The organism is Pseudobutyrivibrio sp. OR37 (assembly GCF_900113655.1).
In the GTDB taxonomy this organism is placed as follows: Bacteria; Bacillota; Clostridia; order Lachnospirales; family Lachnospiraceae; genus Pseudobutyrivibrio.
Genome location: NZ_FOQF01000006.1, coordinates 127,367 through 144,446, shown reverse-complemented (window position 1 = coordinate 144,446; position 17,080 = coordinate 127,367). Strand labels below are relative to the sequence as shown.

The window sequence follows — 17,080 nt, the reverse complement described above, 5'->3', positions numbered from 1 at the left end:
ATCAACTTATAAAATTAGGACCGCGGTTGAGCGAGACATTAATCACATCAAAGAAAACCTTTGCCTTGCTGGACGCAGAACTCAAAACGAAAAAACTCTTCATGCTGATCTGATACTTGCTGGAATAACTCAGCTTGTAACTGTCATTTTGGCTGATAAAATTAACCACCATGAATTTGTCCGTAGCCTGAAACCTTTAATCGCTTAGGACTTACCAACTTCATAAGTCAGGCTTATTTAGTGCGCCTAAAATTATCTTTCAAAAGTAATTCCGCGCCTATGCGCGAAATATCCGATTTTATAATCAAGATTGCGGACGAGCATCAGCGAGTTTCGCAATTACCTATATTTCATAAAAAATACTCTATTATCTTTTTTGCATCTACCACTAATACCCTTTTAATTCTATTTTAGTTGCAAAAAATCTTGAAAAAAAACAAACCTCAACCGCTCCTCCCTATATTTCTCCTTTAATTCCGTTTCAAAGTCATCCCTCTGAGCATTTTTTTACTTTTGGGATGCATGAAAAATTTTTTATTTTTTCACTATGCATCCCATTTACGCTTTTTATGCTTTTGGGTTGCATAGATTTCATGTGTTTACCATAAAAGTCTCTGATTTCCCCTCTACAAAACCACTTACGCACCGCGGGAATCATCCCTATTAGCTTTTTTTCTCATATGGGATGCATCTACTAATTCGACTATGCATCCCAAACAAGGTTTTCAAACAAATGGGTTGCATACCTAAAATATTGCAATCATCCCAAAGTTAATAAAACTGCCAATGGGTTGCATCGAGCAAAAAAATAACAAAAATACTAAAAAATACACAACGGGATAATATGGCGAAATGAAATAATCTGCCATGAATGTGATATATTATAATAAAAAATCAAGCATTAGTGAATATATAACGCTTGGAACCAAAAATGTCAACATACACTTCCAATTTTATTGGTGCTGTATACTCTTTGAAATCAGTTCACTTCTGAACGGTTTGAATTAATCCAATACCTTTTCACAAGTTTTTATTGTCATTCTATTGTCACGCTGACAATAAGATTGTATCATAGTGTGACTACTATTCAAATATCATTATTTTTCATTTGACATAACTATAAATGCAAGCTGTTTACCACTTGCACCTTCATAGTAAACAACTTCTAATTGAATATTATTATCTTTGTCGTAGTAAATATGTTCGTTCATTCCCTGGCTATAATCATAAACTTGCTTTTTATAATTAGTCCCCAAGAAAGACTCTATTTTTTCATAATCACTTTCAACAATATTATCTTTTCTAGATAAAACAACATCTTCTTTTGCAATTATTTTAGTTACAAGTCCATCTTTATCAACAAAAATATTTGCACCATTTAGGCTGTAATCCCAATCATTTTCTTTATCTTCTACTAACGCATCTTCATAAGCTGAAATATTTTCATTTAATGAGATAGAATTAACTGAGATATCCTTTAAATTTGTTGATTCAACAGGACTGTTTTTTATTATCAAAAATAATGCAATAAAAAATGCTAAAACTACTACTAAAATTATTACTACCTTCTTATTCAAGACGAAATACCTCTCCTTACTGAGCTTTTGATTTTATGTACTTTCTTAAAGTTGATACATGCATAGGATAGAAAGACTCTTCATCTCTCAACATATCCCTCAGATCATTTAGTGAAACCCACCTAAGATTTCTCGATTCATTAGATTCATCTACCTCTTTTCCACTTACTCATGACACCACCTTATATCTAAGCCTAATATATGAGTTTTCCAACACATCACATCCAAGCAAGCTTAACACGCCCAGCTTATCAAGCTCGTTTTTCCTTGTCAAAGCTACACCATCCACAAGTGTAGATGTCTCTTTTCCACCTATCAGTACTGGTGCTATGACAATATCAACATAATCAAACAGTTTTTGGCGAAGGAACATTCCATTAACAGTACCTCCACTTTGGATTGTAATTCGCTCACATCCATATTTTTCTTTAAGTTCTATCAGCGCATCTTCAAGAGATAATGTGTCTTGATAGATGATGTGAAGGTTCTCTTCGCTGACATCGAAAGCCGGATGATTCTTATTTGTTGTTATCAATACAAACACTTTTGACTTCGCGCAAAAATACTTTACCCCATGTTCTGTTAAATGATTGTTATCTAATAGCACAAATGAAACTGGTGTTTTCTCAGGCATGGACTTTTCATTAACGCCCATTTTCGCCTGAACCCTTCCCGTATTAAATGACCATAAATCAGTTGTCTGTTCTATCTCATAATACTGTGACAGTCCCTCTTTCAATCCTGTGATGTTAGGAAAGTCCTTATCCACATCTAAATCATCAGATGCCCCTGGACTAATTTTGCCATCAACCGACATTAGCATAAACAAAGTAGTAATTGGCCTACCCTCCAAAACTGTTTTCTCCTTTCTTCAAATAAAAGCTTCATTGCATTTTCTTCCGTTACATGAGCTACTATGCTTCTTCGAGCCTCAACAACTGTGTAGTCATCCATTTCATACATCTTTCTCTGTGGTAGTGCTGTCATATCAGCCTTTATACTTTCAGGAGTCACAAATGGTGGACAATAGTCATAATACAGCGTGTTTTTGCTACACAAGTTATAAGCATCTGAAACAATTCTAACAAATAACAAAGCGTTGAACAACAAAAGCGTTGTACTGTCCATCAGTATTCGTAGCCCCTCTGTTCGTAATAAAAAGCTGTAGAATACTCTATATCCGAAACCAAGCCTAAATGTTCCCAATATACAGTTTTTCGTGTTCTTAGATTTAGGACTACAAAATCAGGATAAATTGTATTATATCCAAGCTCAAGCATAGGCTCGTATTGATATGGCACATTATACTTTTCCAATGCATCCGCGATAATCTTTTCTGATTTAGAGCGAACCATCTCTCCTTTAATTCCTTTCTAAAATCATCCATTTTTTCCTTTTTTTACTTTTGGGATGCATGAAAAATTTTTTATTTTTTCACTATGCATCCCATTTACGCTTTTTATGCTTTTGGGTTGCATAGATTTCATGTATTTACCAAAAAAGTCTCTGATTTCCACTCTACAACACCACTTAAGCATCACTGGAGTCATCCCTATTAGCTTTTTTTCTCATATGGGATGCATCTACTAATTCGACTATGCATCCCAAACAAGGTTTTTAAACAAATGAGTTGCATACCTAAAATATTGCAATCATCCCAAAGTTAATAAAACTGCCAATGGGTTGCATCGAGCAAAAAAATAACCAAAATACTAAAAAATACACAACGGGATAGTATGGCGAAATGAAATAATCTGCCATGAATGTGATAGATTATAATAAAAAATCAAATAGTAGTGAATAATATGACGCTTAGAACCAAAAATGTCAACATACACTTCCAATTCTATTGGTGCTGTATACTCTTTGAAAACAAAAAAGCCATGGAAACATTGCAACTGCAATGTTTCCATGGCTTTAAATAATTATTCCATCTCCACAGTTCCTGGTGGCTTAGAAGTAAGATCGTACATTACGCGGTTAACGCCCTTAACCTCGTTGATGATGCGGCTCATTACGCGCTGAAGTACTTCGAATGGGATTTCGGAAGCTTCGGCTGTCATGAAGTCTACTGTTTCAACGGCACGAAGGACTACTGCGTAGTCGTATGTACGCTCGTCACCCATAACACCTACGGAGCGCATGTTTGAAAGAGCTGCGAAATACTGATCTGGAAGCTTCTTAAGGCCAGCCTCAGCAAGCTCTGTTCTATAGATATAGTCGGCATCCTGAACGATGCGAACCTTTTCTTCTGTAACTTCGCCAATGATACGAATTCCAAGGCCTGGGCCTGGGAATGGCTGACGGAATACAAGGTATTCAGGAAGCCCCAGCTCTAAACCAACCTTACGAACCTCGTCCTTGAAAAGGTTGCGAAGTGGTTCGATGATTTCCTTGAAATCAACATAGTCAGGAAGACCACCTACGTTGTGGTGAGACTTGATAACTACTGATTCGCCACCAAGACCTGATTCAACAACGTCTGGGTAGATAGTTCCTTGTGCAAGGAAGTCTACAGTACCAATCTTTTTAGCCTCTTCCTCAAATACACGGATGAATTCCTCACCAATAATCTTACGCTTCTGCTCTGGCTCTGTAACGCCAGCAAGCTTTGCGTAGTAACGCTGTGCTGCATTTACACGAACAAAATTAATATCGAAAGAACCAGCAGGGCCAAATACGCTTTCAACCTCGTCACCTTCGTTTTTACGAAGAAGGCCGTGGTCTACGAATACGCAAGTAAGCTGCTTTCCAATAGCCTTAGCTAAAAGTGCGGCAAGTACTGATGAATCAACACCACCAGAAAGTGCCAAAAGCACTTTACCTGAACCTACACGCTGACGAATCTCTTCTATAGTATGCTCAACAAAGGAGTCCATGCGCCAGCTGCCTTCAGTTCCACAGATGTTACGAACAAAGTTGAATAAGATTTCCTTACCCTGTACAGTGTGAAGCACTTCTGGATGGAACTGGATTGCATAAAGCTTTTTGTCCTCACAGCCTGCTGCTGCAACAGGGCAATCTGCTGTGTGAGCAAGGATGTCAAATCCAGGAGCTACCTTGGAAATATAATCAAAATGGCTCATCCATACGATTGTTGACTTATCCACGCCTGCGAATAAAGAATCATAAGCTCCGTCAATAAAGGTTTCTGTTTTACCATACTCACGAACTGGTGCCTTCTCAACCTTACCACCAAGCACATGCATCATAAGCTGTGCACCATAGCAAAGACCAAGTACTGGTATTCCAAGCTCAAACAATTCCTTAGTATAAGTAGGGGCTCCCTCCTCATAACATGAATTTGGTCCTCCTGTGAGAATGATTCCCTTTGGATTCATCTTTTTAATTTCATCAAGCGGGGTACGATAAGAATAGATTTCACAGTAGACATTACATTCTCTGACGCGACGAGCAACAAGCTGATTGTACTGTCCGCCAAAATCGATAACAATGACTTTCTCCTGGTTCATAGATACTCCTTATTAATTTGTTGTAAATTTTCCTAAAGTATAGATTAAATTTTCAAATTCTTCAACCAAAAACATTAATATAAATAGGATTTCATTCGATACAATATATAGCAATATATCTAAAGGAGTAGCTATGAGCATAAGTGTAACTAATTCATTAAGTTTAAGAGTGTTTTATAACCGCTATACAGCAGTGTCCTCTGGTGCAGCCAGAAATGGTGAGCCTACAGGTAAGTTATCCATGGCGGACGCTAGTGCTTTGCGCAATGCCATAAGGAAGCTGCAGGATTATAAATTCGAAGATGCTAGTAAAGACCATATCCAGGAAAAAATAAAGGCCTTTACTGATATAATGAATAATACTATTACCACTGCTACCAAATACGGAGCAAATGATTCTTCAGTACGAAATGCTGCATCAAAGCTTAAAAAGCTAAATAATGAATATGCCTCCCAACTAGAAAAAATAGGCATAACTGTACAAAAGGATGGAACCATGTCCTTGTATGAAAATGCATCAAGCACCTACTCTGCTGAAAAATACGCAAAATTCTTTGACAAGGATTCCGAGTATTTAAATTCAGTATATGATGCAGCTAAAAGGATAACTCGTAGGGTAGATGTAAGAATATAGCTTGCACTTTTGCCTCTTTTGGACTAGAGTATGAGTGGGTATTTTTGTATACCATAATATAATTGGAGGCAATGTCATGTTTTTTGATAAACCATCAAAAAGAGGTCTTAAAATTATTATCGTTGGCTGTGGTAAGGTTGGTCGTACTTTAGTAGACCGTCTTTCTAAGGAAGGCCACGATATAGTTGTTATAGATAAAAACCAGGATAGAATAGATAATCTAACAAATCTATACGACATAATGGGCATTCAGGGAAATGGTGCCAGCTACAGTATTCAGGTGGAGGCTGGTATTAAGGATGCTGATCTTATTATCGCTGTCACAAACTCTGATGAGCTTAATCTCCTCTGCTGTACAATCGCAAAGCAGGTAGGTGATTGTGCTTCAATCGCGAGAGTTCGAAACCCAGATTATTCAAAGGAAATTTCATATCTTCAGGAAAAGCTTGGTCTTGTAATGGTTATTAACCCTGAGTTTGAAGCTGCAAGAGAAATATCATCAATCCTTTCTCTTCCATCTACGCTTGAGGTTTCTTCCTTTGCGCACGGTCAGGCAGAGCTTGTTGAGTTTAAAATCGAAGAGGGCAATGTGCTTGATGGCCTTACTATCAAGGATTTATCCTCTGCCATCACCAGCAAGGTGCTTATCACTGCAGTTAAACGAGGAAACGAAGTTGTTATTCCTACTGGTGATTTTGTACTTCATTCTAACGATATTGTATCTGCAGTAGGTGCCAGAAGATTCGCCCGTACCTTCCTTAATGAAATTGGTTTCAAAACCAGACAGGTTAAGGATTGTCTGATTGTAGGTGGCGGAAAGGCTTCCTTCTATTTAGCAAAGCTTCTTCTTCAGGCACGAATCAATGTCCGCATCATCGAAAGAAATAAGGAACGCTGCGAGGAGCTTTCTGTTGCACTTCCAAAGGCTACTATTATTAATGGTGACGGTGGTGATGAATCCTTACTTCGCGAGGAAGGCATTGAATACGTAGAAAGCTTTGTTCCTCTTACAGGAATTGATGAAGAAAACATTCTTCTTACTTTATATGCTAATCAGGTTAGCAATGCCAAGGTTATTACAAAGGTTAATCGAATCAATTTCGATAATGTACTCTCACAGTTGAATTTAGGTTCAGTGATTTACCCACGTCATATCACTGCTGAATCAATCATCGCCTATGTTCGTGCCAAAAGCGCATCTGGTGATGGAAATGATATCCTCACTCTTTACCATCTATTTGATCAGAAGGTTGAGGCCATCGAATTCAACATTAGCGAAAAGTCAAAGGCTGTTGGCGTACCATTCTCGGTGCTTCAGTTTAAGGACAACGTACTTATCGCATTTATCAACCGCAATGGTACAATCATTATTCCAAGCGGTTCAGATACAATCGAGGTTGGTGATACTGTAATGGTTGTCACCACTCACACAGGCTTTGCCACAATACTTGATACTTTGAGGTAGTCGGATATGAATCATTCCGTTATTCGTTTTATTTTAGGATATGTAATTGGATTTATGGGCATCTTTTTGATGCTCCCTATAATCGTTGCTGTAATTTACCATGAAAGTGTATGGATTGATTACGCAGTTGTAGCAGTTCCATGCCTTATCATTGGAATTATCAATAGCTATTTAAAGCCAAAGCATTCTTCCTTCTATTTAAAGGAAGGTTTCTTCTGTACAGGTGCTTCATGGGTTGCACTTTCTGCAATCGGAGCGCTTCCGCTTTATATCAGCAACGAAATTCCACGCTACATTGATGCTCTGTTTGAAACTGTTTCTGGTTTTACCACAACAGGAGCTTCAATACTTGATAATGTTGAGCTTCTCAGCCATGCATCACTGTTTTGGCGTAGCTTTACTCACCTTGTCGGTGGTATGGGAGTTTTGGTGTTCCTGCTTACAGTCATTCCCCTTGCCGGTGGTGATGGTTCCCAGTTCAACCTGATGAAGGCTGAATCACCTGGCCCATCTGTTGGCAAGCTAGTGCCAAAGCTTAAGAACACAGCTCAGATGCTTTATTTAATCTACTTAGGCCTGTGTGCCCTTGAGATTATTTTGCTTTTGATAGCAGGAATGACTCCATTTGAAGCAATCAACACAGGTATTGCCACTGCCGGTACCGGTGGTTTTGGTATTTACTCTACCAGCTGCGCAGGGTTCAATGTTGCATGCCAGTGGATTATTTCAATATTTATGTTTATCTTTGGTGTAAACTTTAACTTTTACTACTACATGCTATTCCATCATGCAAGAGATGCTTTCAGAATGGAAGAAGTTAGAATGTATTCCTTCCTAACAGCACTTTCCATTGGAATCATCACCTTCAACACCTACAATAGCAGCCGCGGATTGTTCGATGCCCTTACAAAGGCAGCCTTCCAGGTTACATCTATTCAGTCATCTACAGGTTTTTCTACTGCAGATTTTGCTGTATGGCCACAGACCAGCCGCTGCGTACTTGTACTTCTCATGTTTATCGGTGCTTGCGCCGGTTCTACAGGTGGTGGTATCAAGGTTTCCCGCTTCGTGCTTATGGGAAAGGCTGTACACAAGGAGTTAATCAGCTACATTCATCCTAGAAGTGTTAGAAAGACACTTATGGATGGCAAGCCTGTAAACCATGAAACTATCCGCTCAAACAACGTTTTCTTTGGAACCTTTATGTTGATTTTCTTCATCAGCGTATTTATTCTTTCCTTTGAAAACCTTGATTTTTCAACTATATTTACTGCAGTTATTGCTACAATGAGTAACATCGGTCCTGGTTTAAGCATGGTTGGACCTGCTTCAAACTTTGCATTTTTCTCAGACCTTTCAAAGGCTGTTTTGATTTTTGATATGTTGGCAGGAAGACTTGAATTGTTCCCAATCCTTATGCTCTTCCACCCTAATATTTGGACTGATTTATTTACAACACGTAAATGTAAAGAATTAAAAAATGCAGGAAAAGTATTAAAATGCAATCCACAATAATTAAAATGACAGATGCCTATGAGCATCAAAGCTTTTACAAATCAATTGAAAATCTTAGCATCATAGACTGCCGTGACCTTGATGGCACACGCTGTTATTTGGATGACTACGCTAAGGAGCAGCTTCTAAAAAGAATGGAGGCTGCTTCTTTAAATGGCATTCATTTCATCGATTCGGGAAACTATCACTACCTAAGCTTGCTTTGGCTGATGCAGATTAAAACACCTTTTAATCTGATTCTTTTCGATCATCATCCTGACGACCAACCACCTAGCTTCGGCCAGATTACATCCTGCGGCGGATGGGTGCTAGAAGCCAAGGAAACCCTTAACAATCTTAATGATGTATACACATTTGGCGTTGGAGAAATGCCCGATATCAACACTATTGATAAAGATATCCCTATTTATATTTCCATCGACAAGGATGTGTTATCTAGCGACTATGCAATCACTGATTGGGACCAGGGTGATATGACTATAGAAGAAATGCTTAGCTTACTTTCTGATATAACAGATAATCGAAAAATTATTGGTGTAGATATCTGTGGAGACAGTGGAGAATTCGCTGAAAATGGTGCATGCGTTAATAATCAGATAAATCAGACTCTTTTTGACTTTTTCATTAATTTTCTTTAAAATTGTAGATAAGAAAAAGGATTGGAGGGAACCACTATGTATCCAGTAATTACTATTTCAAGAGAATTCGGCAGCGGCGGTCATAGCATAGGCGAGGCTGTTGCAAAACAGTTGAATATCCCATTTTATGACGGTGAAATCGTTAACCGTGTAGCCGTGGAAAGTGGCTACGCTAAGGAGCTTATAGAAACTCAGGGTGAGTACACTTCTTCTACTGCAATGTGGTTTGATATATCTGCTGCTGGAACAATGTATTTCCAGAGCCCACAGGATGAAATTTTTATCGCCCAGAAAAAGGTTATCCTGGATTGCGCCAGCAAGGGACCTTGCGTTATCGTAGGTAGATGTGCTGATTACATCCTTCGAAAGGAAGGCATCCGTTGCATGAATGTAATGATTCACGCAGATATGGAGCACAGAAAAAAACGTGTATTAGAGCGCTACGAAAACATTGAAAATGTAAGTATCGAAAAACGTCTTGCTAAAAAAGACAAGCAGCGTAAAACTTACTACAAATATTACACTGATAAAAACTGGGGTGATTTCAGAGAATATGATGTTATCCTGGATAGCGGAACTCTCGGCGAAGAGATGTGCGTAAAAACTATTTGCGACCTCGCCGGTGCATTCCCAGAATAAAACAAAGAAACACCCCTCGTAATAGTCGGCAAGCGCGAGCATGCAAAACTACAGGGGGGTGTTTTTTTATACCTGCGATAATACATTTACGCAATCGTCGCAGATTAAATCGCCATGTTCTAACAAGAATGCTCCATCGAAGCTTTCTGTAAACATTTGGGTTGCAAATTCTGCTAATACAAGAATGACTGCAGATATCTGGCGACGGGTAAGCTCGAAGTTGAGCTTGATGTAATAATCATCGCCATAGCGGTACAATGCGCTTTGCATTCCCTCGTACTTTGGTAAATGCTTGCATAACAGAATAGCTACATCTAAATCAGGTAAAATAGCCCAAAGTGGTGTATCTAAATACTGGGCAGTAACTTCATCCGTATCATCTCTTAAAGCCTGTGCAGGCTGAACTGGTACATCTGCTGTGCCAGCTGCTGTTCCTGCTGCTGTAATCATGCTAGGACTAGGTGTATTTTTTGTAGTAGATAATGTTTCCTGTAAACCAGTTAGATGCTTCTTCAATTCCTCAATTGCAGTGGCAAGTCCGCTGCTTGAATCTGGGGATATAAGTAATGCAACATCTCCCTGTGGCATAACTGTCATCTGAACACTATACGCCTTTGCATGAGTCTCTATTCCAAGTGTCTCACACGCCTCTGCTAAAATATCCCTAATAAAGCTCTGGGTCTTTTCCTGGTCACTGACGAAATCACCAAGCTCCATGCCGCTCATTTCCATTTCTTCTTTCGTGATGACACATCTAATCTTGTCCTCACCTATCTTCTTGAACTTCATCAGCTCCCCTCCTTTCAAAGTATGGACGTAAATAAAGTTTAGCAAATCGACTTCAAAGTGTCACGGAATTTTCTGTATATATTGTGTGAAAAAATAAAGTATGTGAGTATTATTATTTAACAATTCCAACAATATCACGAATATCGCTGATATTCTTTCTTTTCATGTAATCCATAACGCCATTTAGGATATCAATTGTAGCTGTAGGATTAAAGAAATTAGCCGTTCCAACTGAAACTGCAGTAGCACCTGCCAACATCATTTCCACTGCATCTTCCCATGTACTAATGCCACCCATTCCGATGATTGGAATGCTTACTGCATTTGCACACTCATATACCATTCTTACTGCGATTGGATGAACTGCTGGGCCTGACATGCCTCCGGTCTTATTGGCCAGAACAAAACTTTGACGCTCTACATCGATTTTCATTCCTGTGAGAGTGTTGATAAGAGAAATTGCGTCTGCTCCTCCTGCCTCTGCTGCTTTTGCCATCACCTTGATGTCTGTTACATTAGGAGAAAGCTTCATAACGATTGGCTGTTTTGCATGCTTCTTAACTAAACGAGTGATTTTCTCTACTGCCTTTGGGTCCTGTCCGAAGGCGATTCCACCTTCTTTAACATTTGGACAAGAGATGTTGATTTCCAACATATCAACCCTTTTTTCGTTTGCCAATCTATCAACCACCTCAATATATTCATCGGCTGAATGACCACAAACATTAACCAGAACACGAGTATCTTTGTAATCTTCTAAAAATTTCAAATCTCGTTCACAAAATACTTCCACACCAGGATTCTGCAAGCCAATTGCATTAAGCATTCCGCAGTTTACCTCGGCAATTCTTGGTGTAGGATTGCCAGGCCATGGCACATTTGCTACGCCCTTTGTTACTACTGCGCCAAGCTTGTTTAAATCAACAAATTCTCCATATTCCATACCAGAACCAAAGGTTCCAGAAGCCTCCATAATTGGGTTTTGAAACTCAACACCTGCGATTGTTACCTTTGTATTCATTATAGAACTACCTCCGTTGACAGAAATACTGGGCCATCCTTACATACTCTTTTATTCTTTACGTGGCTATGGTCGTCCACCTCTGTAGACTGACATACACAACCAAGACATGCACCTACGCCACAGGCCATACGCTCTTCCATTGATACGTAGCATTTTGCGCCGATTGATTCTGCATACTCAGCTACACCTCTAAGCATTGGCTTTGGGCCGCAGGCATATATTACATCAGCCTTTAAATCATTTTCCTTCATGGCATCCACTACTGTTCCGTGAACGCCTACCGTTCCATCATCTGTAGCAATTACTACATCACCAGCTGCATCGACGAAGCTATCTGCAAGGAACAAATCGTCTGTGCGATAGCCTAATACAGCTGTAACATAGCCCTCAAGCTGCTTTGCGAGCTCTAACATTGGAGGCACGCCGATTCCGCCGCCTACTACAATGGCATCGCCTGCTTCAAGTGGGAAGCCATTGCCTAGAGGTCCAAGGATTTCTACAGTGTCCCCTGCCTGAAGCTTTGAGAACTCCTCGGTACCCTTTCCTACCACGCGATAGACTACTCTAAGGGTGCCCTGTAGCTTATCAATCTCGCAGATGCTGATTGGGCGTGGGAGGATTTTACTTCCATCGTTACAGTATATGTTGATGAACTGGCCAGGGATGGCGTATTGTGAAGCTGTTGTAGCTAAAAGCAAACTGTAGATGCCTTCGGCGAGGCTTTCGGTTGAAACGATTTTAGCGGTTTCTTTTATTTTCATTGTGTTGACTCCTTTTAGTTTTTACCCCTCATCAGTCACCTTCGGTGACAGCTTCTCCCAGAGGGAGAAGCCTTTTAAGCTAATGCTCCACGAATGTCGGCGAGCATGTCTTCCACGGCGGCGCGGCTGGCGTCGGCGAAGTTTGCTTCTCCGTAGCTTGCGTACTTTTCCTGCTGATATGCAGCGATGATACCACGGCTGGAATTTACGATGGCGCCAAGACCGTCTTTGTTGAAGAAGTTTACAAGGTCTGCGCCCTTGCCGCCCTGTGCACCATAGCCTGGCACAAGGATGTATGTATGAGGCATAAGCTTACGAAGCTTTGCACCCATTTCTGGATAGGTAGCACCTACAACTGCACCTACATTAGAGTAATCGCCGTCCATAGAAGCTGAGCCCCACTCTTCAATCTTTTCAGCCATGTGTTCGTACAATGGTCTGCCATCTATTAATCTATCCTGGAACTCCCCAGATGAAGGATTAGAGGTCTTGCAAAGTACAAAGATTCCCTTATCCTCTTCGTTACATACATCAACAAAAGGCTTCACGCCATCTGTTCCCAGATAAGGATTGACTGTAGCCATATCTGCATCAAAGCCCTTGAATTTATTATCCCCCACCTGAACAGAGCCAAGATGACCAAGAGCGTATGCTGTGGATGTAGAGCCGATATCGCCTCGCTTGATATCTGCAATTACCACAAGACCAAGCTGCTTGGCATAATCAACTGTCTTTTTATATGCTATCATGCCAGGAATACCGTAGCTTTCATACATGGCAATCTGTGGCTTTACTGCTGGGATTAAATCGGCGCAGGCATCCATAATCTGCTTATTGTAATCAAACATGGCCTCGCCAACTGCCTCTAGTGTCTGACCATGCTCGGCAATGTGCTTGTCCACAAGAGTCTTTGGCATAAGCTTCATAGTAGGATCAAGTCCCACAACTATAGGGGCGTTCTTCTCCTGAATCTGGTTAATTAATCTTGAAATCATATTCTATCCTCCAGGTTTATATAATTTACTCTTTCTCTCGCCTGTTACGCTATCAAAGATAAATATTACACACTCGACTAGGATGTCTCGCTTAGTAATATTTATATTTGACAGCTACAGGCTACTTCTACACACTACAATTATTTATTGCGTACCCAACGAAATGTCTCGCTTTGTAATATTTATCCTTGACAGCTACAGGCTATTTATACACTACGTTTCCTTCAAAGATGGTCGTTACCACTTTGCCCTGCACCTTACGTCCTTCGTATGGCATATTTTTTGATTTGCCTGCGAAGTCGGCTGCGTGAATTTCGTATTCTGCGTTTGGGTTGAAGATGGTTACGTCCGCATTCTTTCCTACAGATAAATCACCAAGCTGCTCAAAGCCTAGTATTCTTGCTGGATTACTGCTCATCAGTGCTGCCATCTGAAGTGGGCTAATAAGACCTGACAGAACCAATTCAGAATAGGTTAAGCTTGCGCTTGTCTCCAGGCCTACGATACCGAAAGGTGATGCAAAGCCCTTGGCCTTTTCCTCTGCTGTGTGAGGGGCATGGTCTGTTGATATTACTTCAAAGACACCCTCTGCAAGGCCTCGTCTTAATGCCTCTCTATCCTCCTTTGTTCTAACAGGTGGATTCATTTTGTAGTTTCCATCGCCTGGTACAATATCATCCTCTGTAAGGGTGAAATGATGTGGGCAAACCTCGCCTGAGACCTTGATGCCTCTAGCCTTTGCCTCCTTAAGAATGTCATAACTCTCCTTTGTAGAGCAATGGCATAAATGAAGTGTTGCATTAGTTTCTTCAGCAAGCATAATATCTCTTGCCTCAATGATGTTTTCAACTGCGTTGCTGATTCCCTTTTCTCCCATAAAATCAGACTTTGCGCCCATGTTCATAACGCCGCCCTGCACTAGATTGATATCCTCGCAGTGAGCAAGCACAGGCACATTTGCTTTTGCTACGATTTTCATGGCTTCACGATATAAGCCGGAATCCATTACCGATTTGCCATCCTCGGAAATGGCTGGAATGCCTGCCTTTATCATTCCCTCTAAATCCGAAAGCTCCTTGCCTTCCATCCCCTTAGTAACTGAGCCAACCTGCAGCACTCTTGTAAGGCCTACAGATTTTCCTTTTTCATGGACATAGTTTACAAGCTCTGGATTGTCTACCACTGGTTTTGTGTTTGGCATTGCCAGCACTGTTGTGACACCGCCTCTTGCGGCAGCTTTAGAACCAGTTTCGATGTCCTCCTTAGCTGTCTGACCAGGATCCCTGAAATGCACATGCATATCGATAAAACCTGGAAATACATAACAGCCCTTAGCATCGATTACTTCATCAGAAAAAACGGGAACAATATCAGCCGAAATAGCTGAAATAATGTTCCCGTCTATCTTGATATCTAATATTTCATCTGTTCCTGTAGGTGGATTTAAAACCCTACCATTCTTGATAATTAGGCTCATGCTATACCTCTTTCCTCTAAACTTTCAATAGTATAGCATAAACACAATCAAGATTAAACTAAATAAATCTAATTTAGGTAGCAAAATCTACATGTTGTATACCACCTGCATGACCATCTGATTCATGAAGATAAATTCCCGACTGGCGGATTGCTGCTCTCGCCTTGTTTTCATCATCGTGATTAACATACTCCGTGCCAACTCGTCCTAAGAAAATGGCTCCAACATCGGACTGCTTTAGAGTATACAATTCCATGTCTCCTTTTTCGTTCATGGACCACACCCTCAGCTTTTCAAAAATAGGGTCATTTTCATCTATCCAGCCATTGCAGTCTTCGTCAAACACCGCCAGCTCGCTAAAACCATCCCCTGTTTTAGCGCCGAAAAGCTCGGTGCCATCATTTATTTCGCCGTCCTCATTTTTATCAAGCGCCAGAAAGCCCTGACCGACAGAAAGCTGATTAATCTCATCCTTATTTCCATCTCCATCCAAATCAAATAAAAAGGTTTGATTGGCTATTGAGGCAGGTGAATCCTTTAGATTAATCACCAAAGGATCTATAAATCTGGTAAAAGCAGAACTTATGCTTTCAAATGTCTCGCTGAAGGATTCCGACATTTCAAAGCCATAATCAAAGCTAAGCCTTCTTCCATCAGCTGTGACAGCTGTACCCTTGGAGCTAAAGGAAACCGACTGCGATTCTGTTCGCTCATAGCTTACAGATGTAGTAGTCATCGTTCCTGAATTCTCTCCAAAGAAATCCTGAAGAAAATCAGAGAAGCTCTTATCCTCCCCGAAGATTTTGCTAAGAAGCAATGCCCTAATCAGATAAGTCATTGCCTGCATTCTTACCTGTCGGTTTGCAGGTAAGGAAACTCCAGTTGCCTCATCCACAGCCTGGATGTCCTTTACTTCCTCGGTGCCAGACTCCTTCTCACTATCTGGCAGCTTAAAGGTGATGTCTCCAATTTTAATTGCTGGAGCCTGGCTTACTTGATAAGAAGCCTTTGTCGTAACTGAAAAGTTACTTTTCGAGGTCATTTGAACCTCAGAGTTTTGAATTACCATGCTCTTCCCTCCTATAAATGATGGTTACTATTTATAAAGGGAAATTCCATTTTCCATATCACAGATTTTCTAGTAAAAAGAAAACCAGGAAAGCAATATGCCCTCCTGGTCCTGTGATTATCGTCCGTGTAATTATATATCGGTAAAATCCGCCTCATCCTTAACAGATGCTGCACTTTTTTTCAAAAGGACTAATGCACCATAGCACATAACAAGTGCAAACAATACACTAAAGAAGAATTCAATTAATGTATCTCCAGCCATTGGCAGAATATCTGAGAAGAATGTCCCCACAATGTTATATAGAATATGAATTATAATTGTCAGCCAAATATTGTCATACAAATACATAATATATCCCAAGCCTAGACCGAGCACAAAGGCGTAGCAGCTTTGGATAGCATTCATATGAAAAGCTCCAAACAATAAAGCCTGAACAACAATTGCAAAGTAATATGGCATTACTTTATTTGCAGCAGATAATGTTACTCCTCTGAAAATAAGTTCCTCTACAACAGGTCCAAGAATTACAGCATAAACTGCCATCATCACTGAAATGTCCTCTGAAATTCCAGCCGATTCAAGAATCTGCTCATATTGCTCCAGCCATTCTGGAAAGGCTGATGCAAGAGAATTTAATAGGAAAATACTTACATATTGCATTCCTATACAGAACAAAAGCATCCCAACAATTGTAATTGGAATATTTTTGGAAATACCCTTAAGGCTATAGCTTTTGCCAGTCATAAACATCTTATGATAGCATGCACCGAAAAGCGCGATACCAACTACTGAATATAAAACATATATGAGCCCATCAGTAATCCCTGACATCATCACGTCCATAAGGTAATCCATGAACTCATCCCAGGTCTGCCCTTTGAAGGTGCCAATTCCGTAAGCCGCATATCCTTCCACTACAATAATACTAGCAATGTTCTGAATAACAAATGCTAATATACATGGAATGAATATCCAAAAAATATACTTTGCTCTATTAACATTATTCTGTCTCATATCAATT

Annotated in this window: 17 protein-coding genes and 1 pseudogene; 6 read left to right on the top strand and 12 right to left on the bottom strand. The window is 40.1% G+C overall.

From position 1 onward, the window contains the following. A pseudogene (locus BM097_RS16480) lies at nt 1-208 on the top strand (ISNCY family transposase); the annotation flags it as partial. A gap of 889 nt (nt 209-1,097) precedes the next feature. On the opposite strand, the gene BM097_RS04805 reads toward BM097_RS16480, so the two are convergent. The 5 genes from BM097_RS04805 to guaA form a co-directional block, all read right to left on the bottom strand. After that, nucleotides 1,098-1,577, bottom strand: coding sequence for a hypothetical protein (locus BM097_RS04805; protein ID WP_090546446.1), 480 nt, complete (start codon nt 1,575-1,577; stop codon nt 1,098-1,100). A 169-nt stretch (nt 1,578-1,746) separates the two neighbouring features. Next, entirely contained in the window at nt 1,747-2,400 is a 654-nt protein-coding gene (locus BM097_RS04800; protein ID WP_090546444.1) for a dihydrofolate reductase family protein, read from the bottom strand. Further along, nucleotides 2,394-2,705, bottom strand: a complete 312-nt coding sequence (locus BM097_RS04795) for a hypothetical protein (RefSeq protein WP_090546442.1) — start codon at nt 2,703-2,705, stop codon at nt 2,394-2,396. Before BM097_RS04795 ends, BM097_RS04800 begins: the two co-directional genes overlap by 7 nt. Further along, on the bottom strand, nt 2,705-2,932 hold the full coding sequence (locus BM097_RS04790; RefSeq protein WP_090546440.1) for a PDDEXK family nuclease: 228 nt from the start codon (nt 2,930-2,932) through the stop codon (nt 2,705-2,707). The genes BM097_RS04795 and BM097_RS04790 overlap by 1 nt, the downstream gene beginning before the upstream one ends. Nucleotides 2,933-3,502: 570 nt before the next feature. Next, nucleotides 3,503-5,050, bottom strand: coding sequence for a glutamine-hydrolyzing GMP synthase (gene guaA, locus BM097_RS04785; RefSeq protein WP_090546438.1), 1,548 nt, complete (start codon nt 5,048-5,050; stop codon nt 3,503-3,505). A 133-nt stretch (nt 5,051-5,183) separates the two neighbouring features. Between guaA and BM097_RS04780 the strand changes: the two genes are divergently transcribed. The 5 genes from BM097_RS04780 to BM097_RS04760 all read left to right on the top strand — a co-directional run bounded on the left by BM097_RS04780 (nt 5,184) and on the right by BM097_RS04760 (nt 9,941). Beyond that, nucleotides 5,184-5,684 carry a hypothetical protein gene (locus BM097_RS04780; protein WP_090546436.1) on the top strand — a complete coding sequence of 167 codons (501 nt, stop codon included), beginning with the start codon at nt 5,184-5,186 and terminating at the stop codon, nt 5,682-5,684. Nucleotides 5,685-5,760: 76 nt separating this feature from the next. Further along, nucleotides 5,761-7,149, top strand: a complete 1,389-nt coding sequence (gene trkA / locus BM097_RS04775) for a Trk system potassium transporter TrkA (protein ID WP_090546434.1) — start codon at nt 5,761-5,763, stop codon at nt 7,147-7,149. Nucleotides 7,150-7,155: 6 nt separating this feature from the next. Beyond that, nucleotides 7,156-8,664, top strand: coding sequence for a TrkH family potassium uptake protein (locus BM097_RS04770; RefSeq protein ID WP_090546432.1), 1,509 nt, complete (start codon nt 7,156-7,158; stop codon nt 8,662-8,664). After that, a complete protein-coding gene (locus BM097_RS04765) occupies nt 8,649-9,302 on the top strand; it encodes an arginase family protein (RefSeq protein ID WP_090546430.1) in 654 nt (217 codons plus the stop codon). The genes BM097_RS04770 and BM097_RS04765 overlap by 16 nt, the downstream gene beginning before the upstream one ends. 36 nt (nt 9,303-9,338) lie before the next feature. After that, nucleotides 9,339-9,941 carry a cytidylate kinase-like family protein gene (locus BM097_RS04760; RefSeq protein ID WP_090546428.1) on the top strand — a complete coding sequence of 201 codons (603 nt, stop codon included), beginning with the start codon at nt 9,339-9,341 and terminating at the stop codon, nt 9,939-9,941. A 66-nt stretch (nt 9,942-10,007) separates the two neighbouring features. On the opposite strand, the gene BM097_RS04755 is transcribed toward BM097_RS04760, so the two are convergent. The 7 genes from BM097_RS04755 to BM097_RS04725 form a co-directional block, all read right to left on the bottom strand. After that, entirely contained in the window at nt 10,008-10,730 is a 723-nt protein-coding gene (locus BM097_RS04755; RefSeq protein ID WP_090546426.1) for an adaptor protein MecA, read from the bottom strand. 112 nt (nt 10,731-10,842) lie between these two features. After that, nucleotides 10,843-11,751, bottom strand: coding sequence for a dihydroorotate dehydrogenase (locus BM097_RS04750; protein WP_090546424.1), 909 nt, complete (start codon nt 11,749-11,751; stop codon nt 10,843-10,845). Next, nucleotides 11,751-12,515, bottom strand: coding sequence for a dihydroorotate dehydrogenase electron transfer subunit (locus BM097_RS04745; protein ID WP_090546422.1), 765 nt, complete (start codon nt 12,513-12,515; stop codon nt 11,751-11,753). The genes BM097_RS04750 and BM097_RS04745 overlap by 1 nt, the downstream gene beginning before the upstream one ends. A gap of 74 nt (nt 12,516-12,589) precedes the next feature. After that, nucleotides 12,590-13,510 carry an orotidine-5'-phosphate decarboxylase gene (gene pyrF, locus BM097_RS04740; protein ID WP_090546420.1) on the bottom strand — a complete coding sequence of 307 codons (921 nt, stop codon included), beginning with the start codon at nt 13,508-13,510 and terminating at the stop codon, nt 12,590-12,592. Between the two features lie 202 nt (nt 13,511-13,712). Further along, nucleotides 13,713-14,987: a dihydroorotase gene (locus tag BM097_RS04735; protein WP_090546417.1), complete on the bottom strand. Its 1,275-nt coding sequence runs from the start codon at nt 14,985-14,987 to the stop codon at nt 13,713-13,715. A 73-nt stretch (nt 14,988-15,060) separates the two neighbouring features. Beyond that, nucleotides 15,061-16,056, bottom strand: coding sequence for a hypothetical protein (locus BM097_RS04730; RefSeq protein ID WP_090546415.1), 996 nt, complete (start codon nt 16,054-16,056; stop codon nt 15,061-15,063). A gap of 132 nt (nt 16,057-16,188) precedes the next feature. After that, the gene (locus BM097_RS04725; protein WP_177197372.1) at nt 16,189-17,073 is read right to left on the bottom strand and encodes a CPBP family intramembrane glutamic endopeptidase; all 885 of its coding nucleotides are present in this window, start codon (nt 17,071-17,073) and stop codon (nt 16,189-16,191) included. Between the last annotated feature and the right edge of the window lie 7 nt (nt 17,074-17,080).

What these genes read in the sequence shown, in the direction of transcription:
- BM097_RS04800 (WP_090546444.1), bottom strand. Translation starts at nt 2,400, where the DNA reads ATGCTAATGTCGGTTGATGGCAAAATTAGTCCAGGGGCATCTGATGAT.
- BM097_RS04795 (WP_090546442.1), bottom strand. Translation starts at nt 2,705, where the DNA reads ATGGACAGTACAACGCTTTTGTTGTTCAACGCTTTGTTATTTGTTAGA.
- BM097_RS04790 (WP_090546440.1), bottom strand. Translation starts at nt 2,932, where the DNA reads ATGGTTCGCTCTAAATCAGAAAAGATTATCGCGGATGCATTGGAAAAG.
- guaA (WP_090546438.1), bottom strand. Translation starts at nt 5,050, where the DNA reads ATGAACCAGGAGAAAGTCATTGTTATCGATTTTGGCGGACAGTACAAT.
- BM097_RS04780 (WP_090546436.1), top strand. Translation starts at nt 5,184, where the DNA reads ATGAGCATAAGTGTAACTAATTCATTAAGTTTAAGAGTGTTTTATAAC.
- trkA (WP_090546434.1), top strand. Translation starts at nt 5,761, where the DNA reads ATGTTTTTTGATAAACCATCAAAAAGAGGTCTTAAAATTATTATCGTT.
- BM097_RS04770 (WP_090546432.1), top strand. Translation starts at nt 7,156, where the DNA reads ATGAATCATTCCGTTATTCGTTTTATTTTAGGATATGTAATTGGATTT.
- BM097_RS04765 (WP_090546430.1), top strand. Translation starts at nt 8,649, where the DNA reads ATGCAATCCACAATAATTAAAATGACAGATGCCTATGAGCATCAAAGC.
- BM097_RS04760 (WP_090546428.1), top strand. Translation starts at nt 9,339, where the DNA reads ATGTATCCAGTAATTACTATTTCAAGAGAATTCGGCAGCGGCGGTCAT.
- BM097_RS04755 (WP_090546426.1), bottom strand. Translation starts at nt 10,730, where the DNA reads ATGAAGTTCAAGAAGATAGGTGAGGACAAGATTAGATGTGTCATCACG.
- BM097_RS04750 (WP_090546424.1), bottom strand. Translation starts at nt 11,751, where the DNA reads ATGAATACAAAGGTAACAATCGCAGGTGTTGAGTTTCAAAACCCAATT.
- BM097_RS04745 (WP_090546422.1), bottom strand. Translation starts at nt 12,515, where the DNA reads ATGAAAATAAAAGAAACCGCTAAAATCGTTTCAACCGAAAGCCTCGCC.
- pyrF (WP_090546420.1), bottom strand. Translation starts at nt 13,510, where the DNA reads ATGATTTCAAGATTAATTAACCAGATTCAGGAGAAGAACGCCCCTATA.
- BM097_RS04735 (WP_090546417.1), bottom strand. Translation starts at nt 14,987, where the DNA reads ATGAGCCTAATTATCAAGAATGGTAGGGTTTTAAATCCACCTACAGGA.
- BM097_RS04730 (WP_090546415.1), bottom strand. Translation starts at nt 16,056, where the DNA reads ATGGTAATTCAAAACTCTGAGGTTCAAATGACCTCGAAAAGTAACTTT.
- BM097_RS04725 (WP_177197372.1), bottom strand. Translation starts at nt 17,073, where the DNA reads ATGAGACAGAATAATGTTAATAGAGCAAAGTATATTTTTTGGATATTC.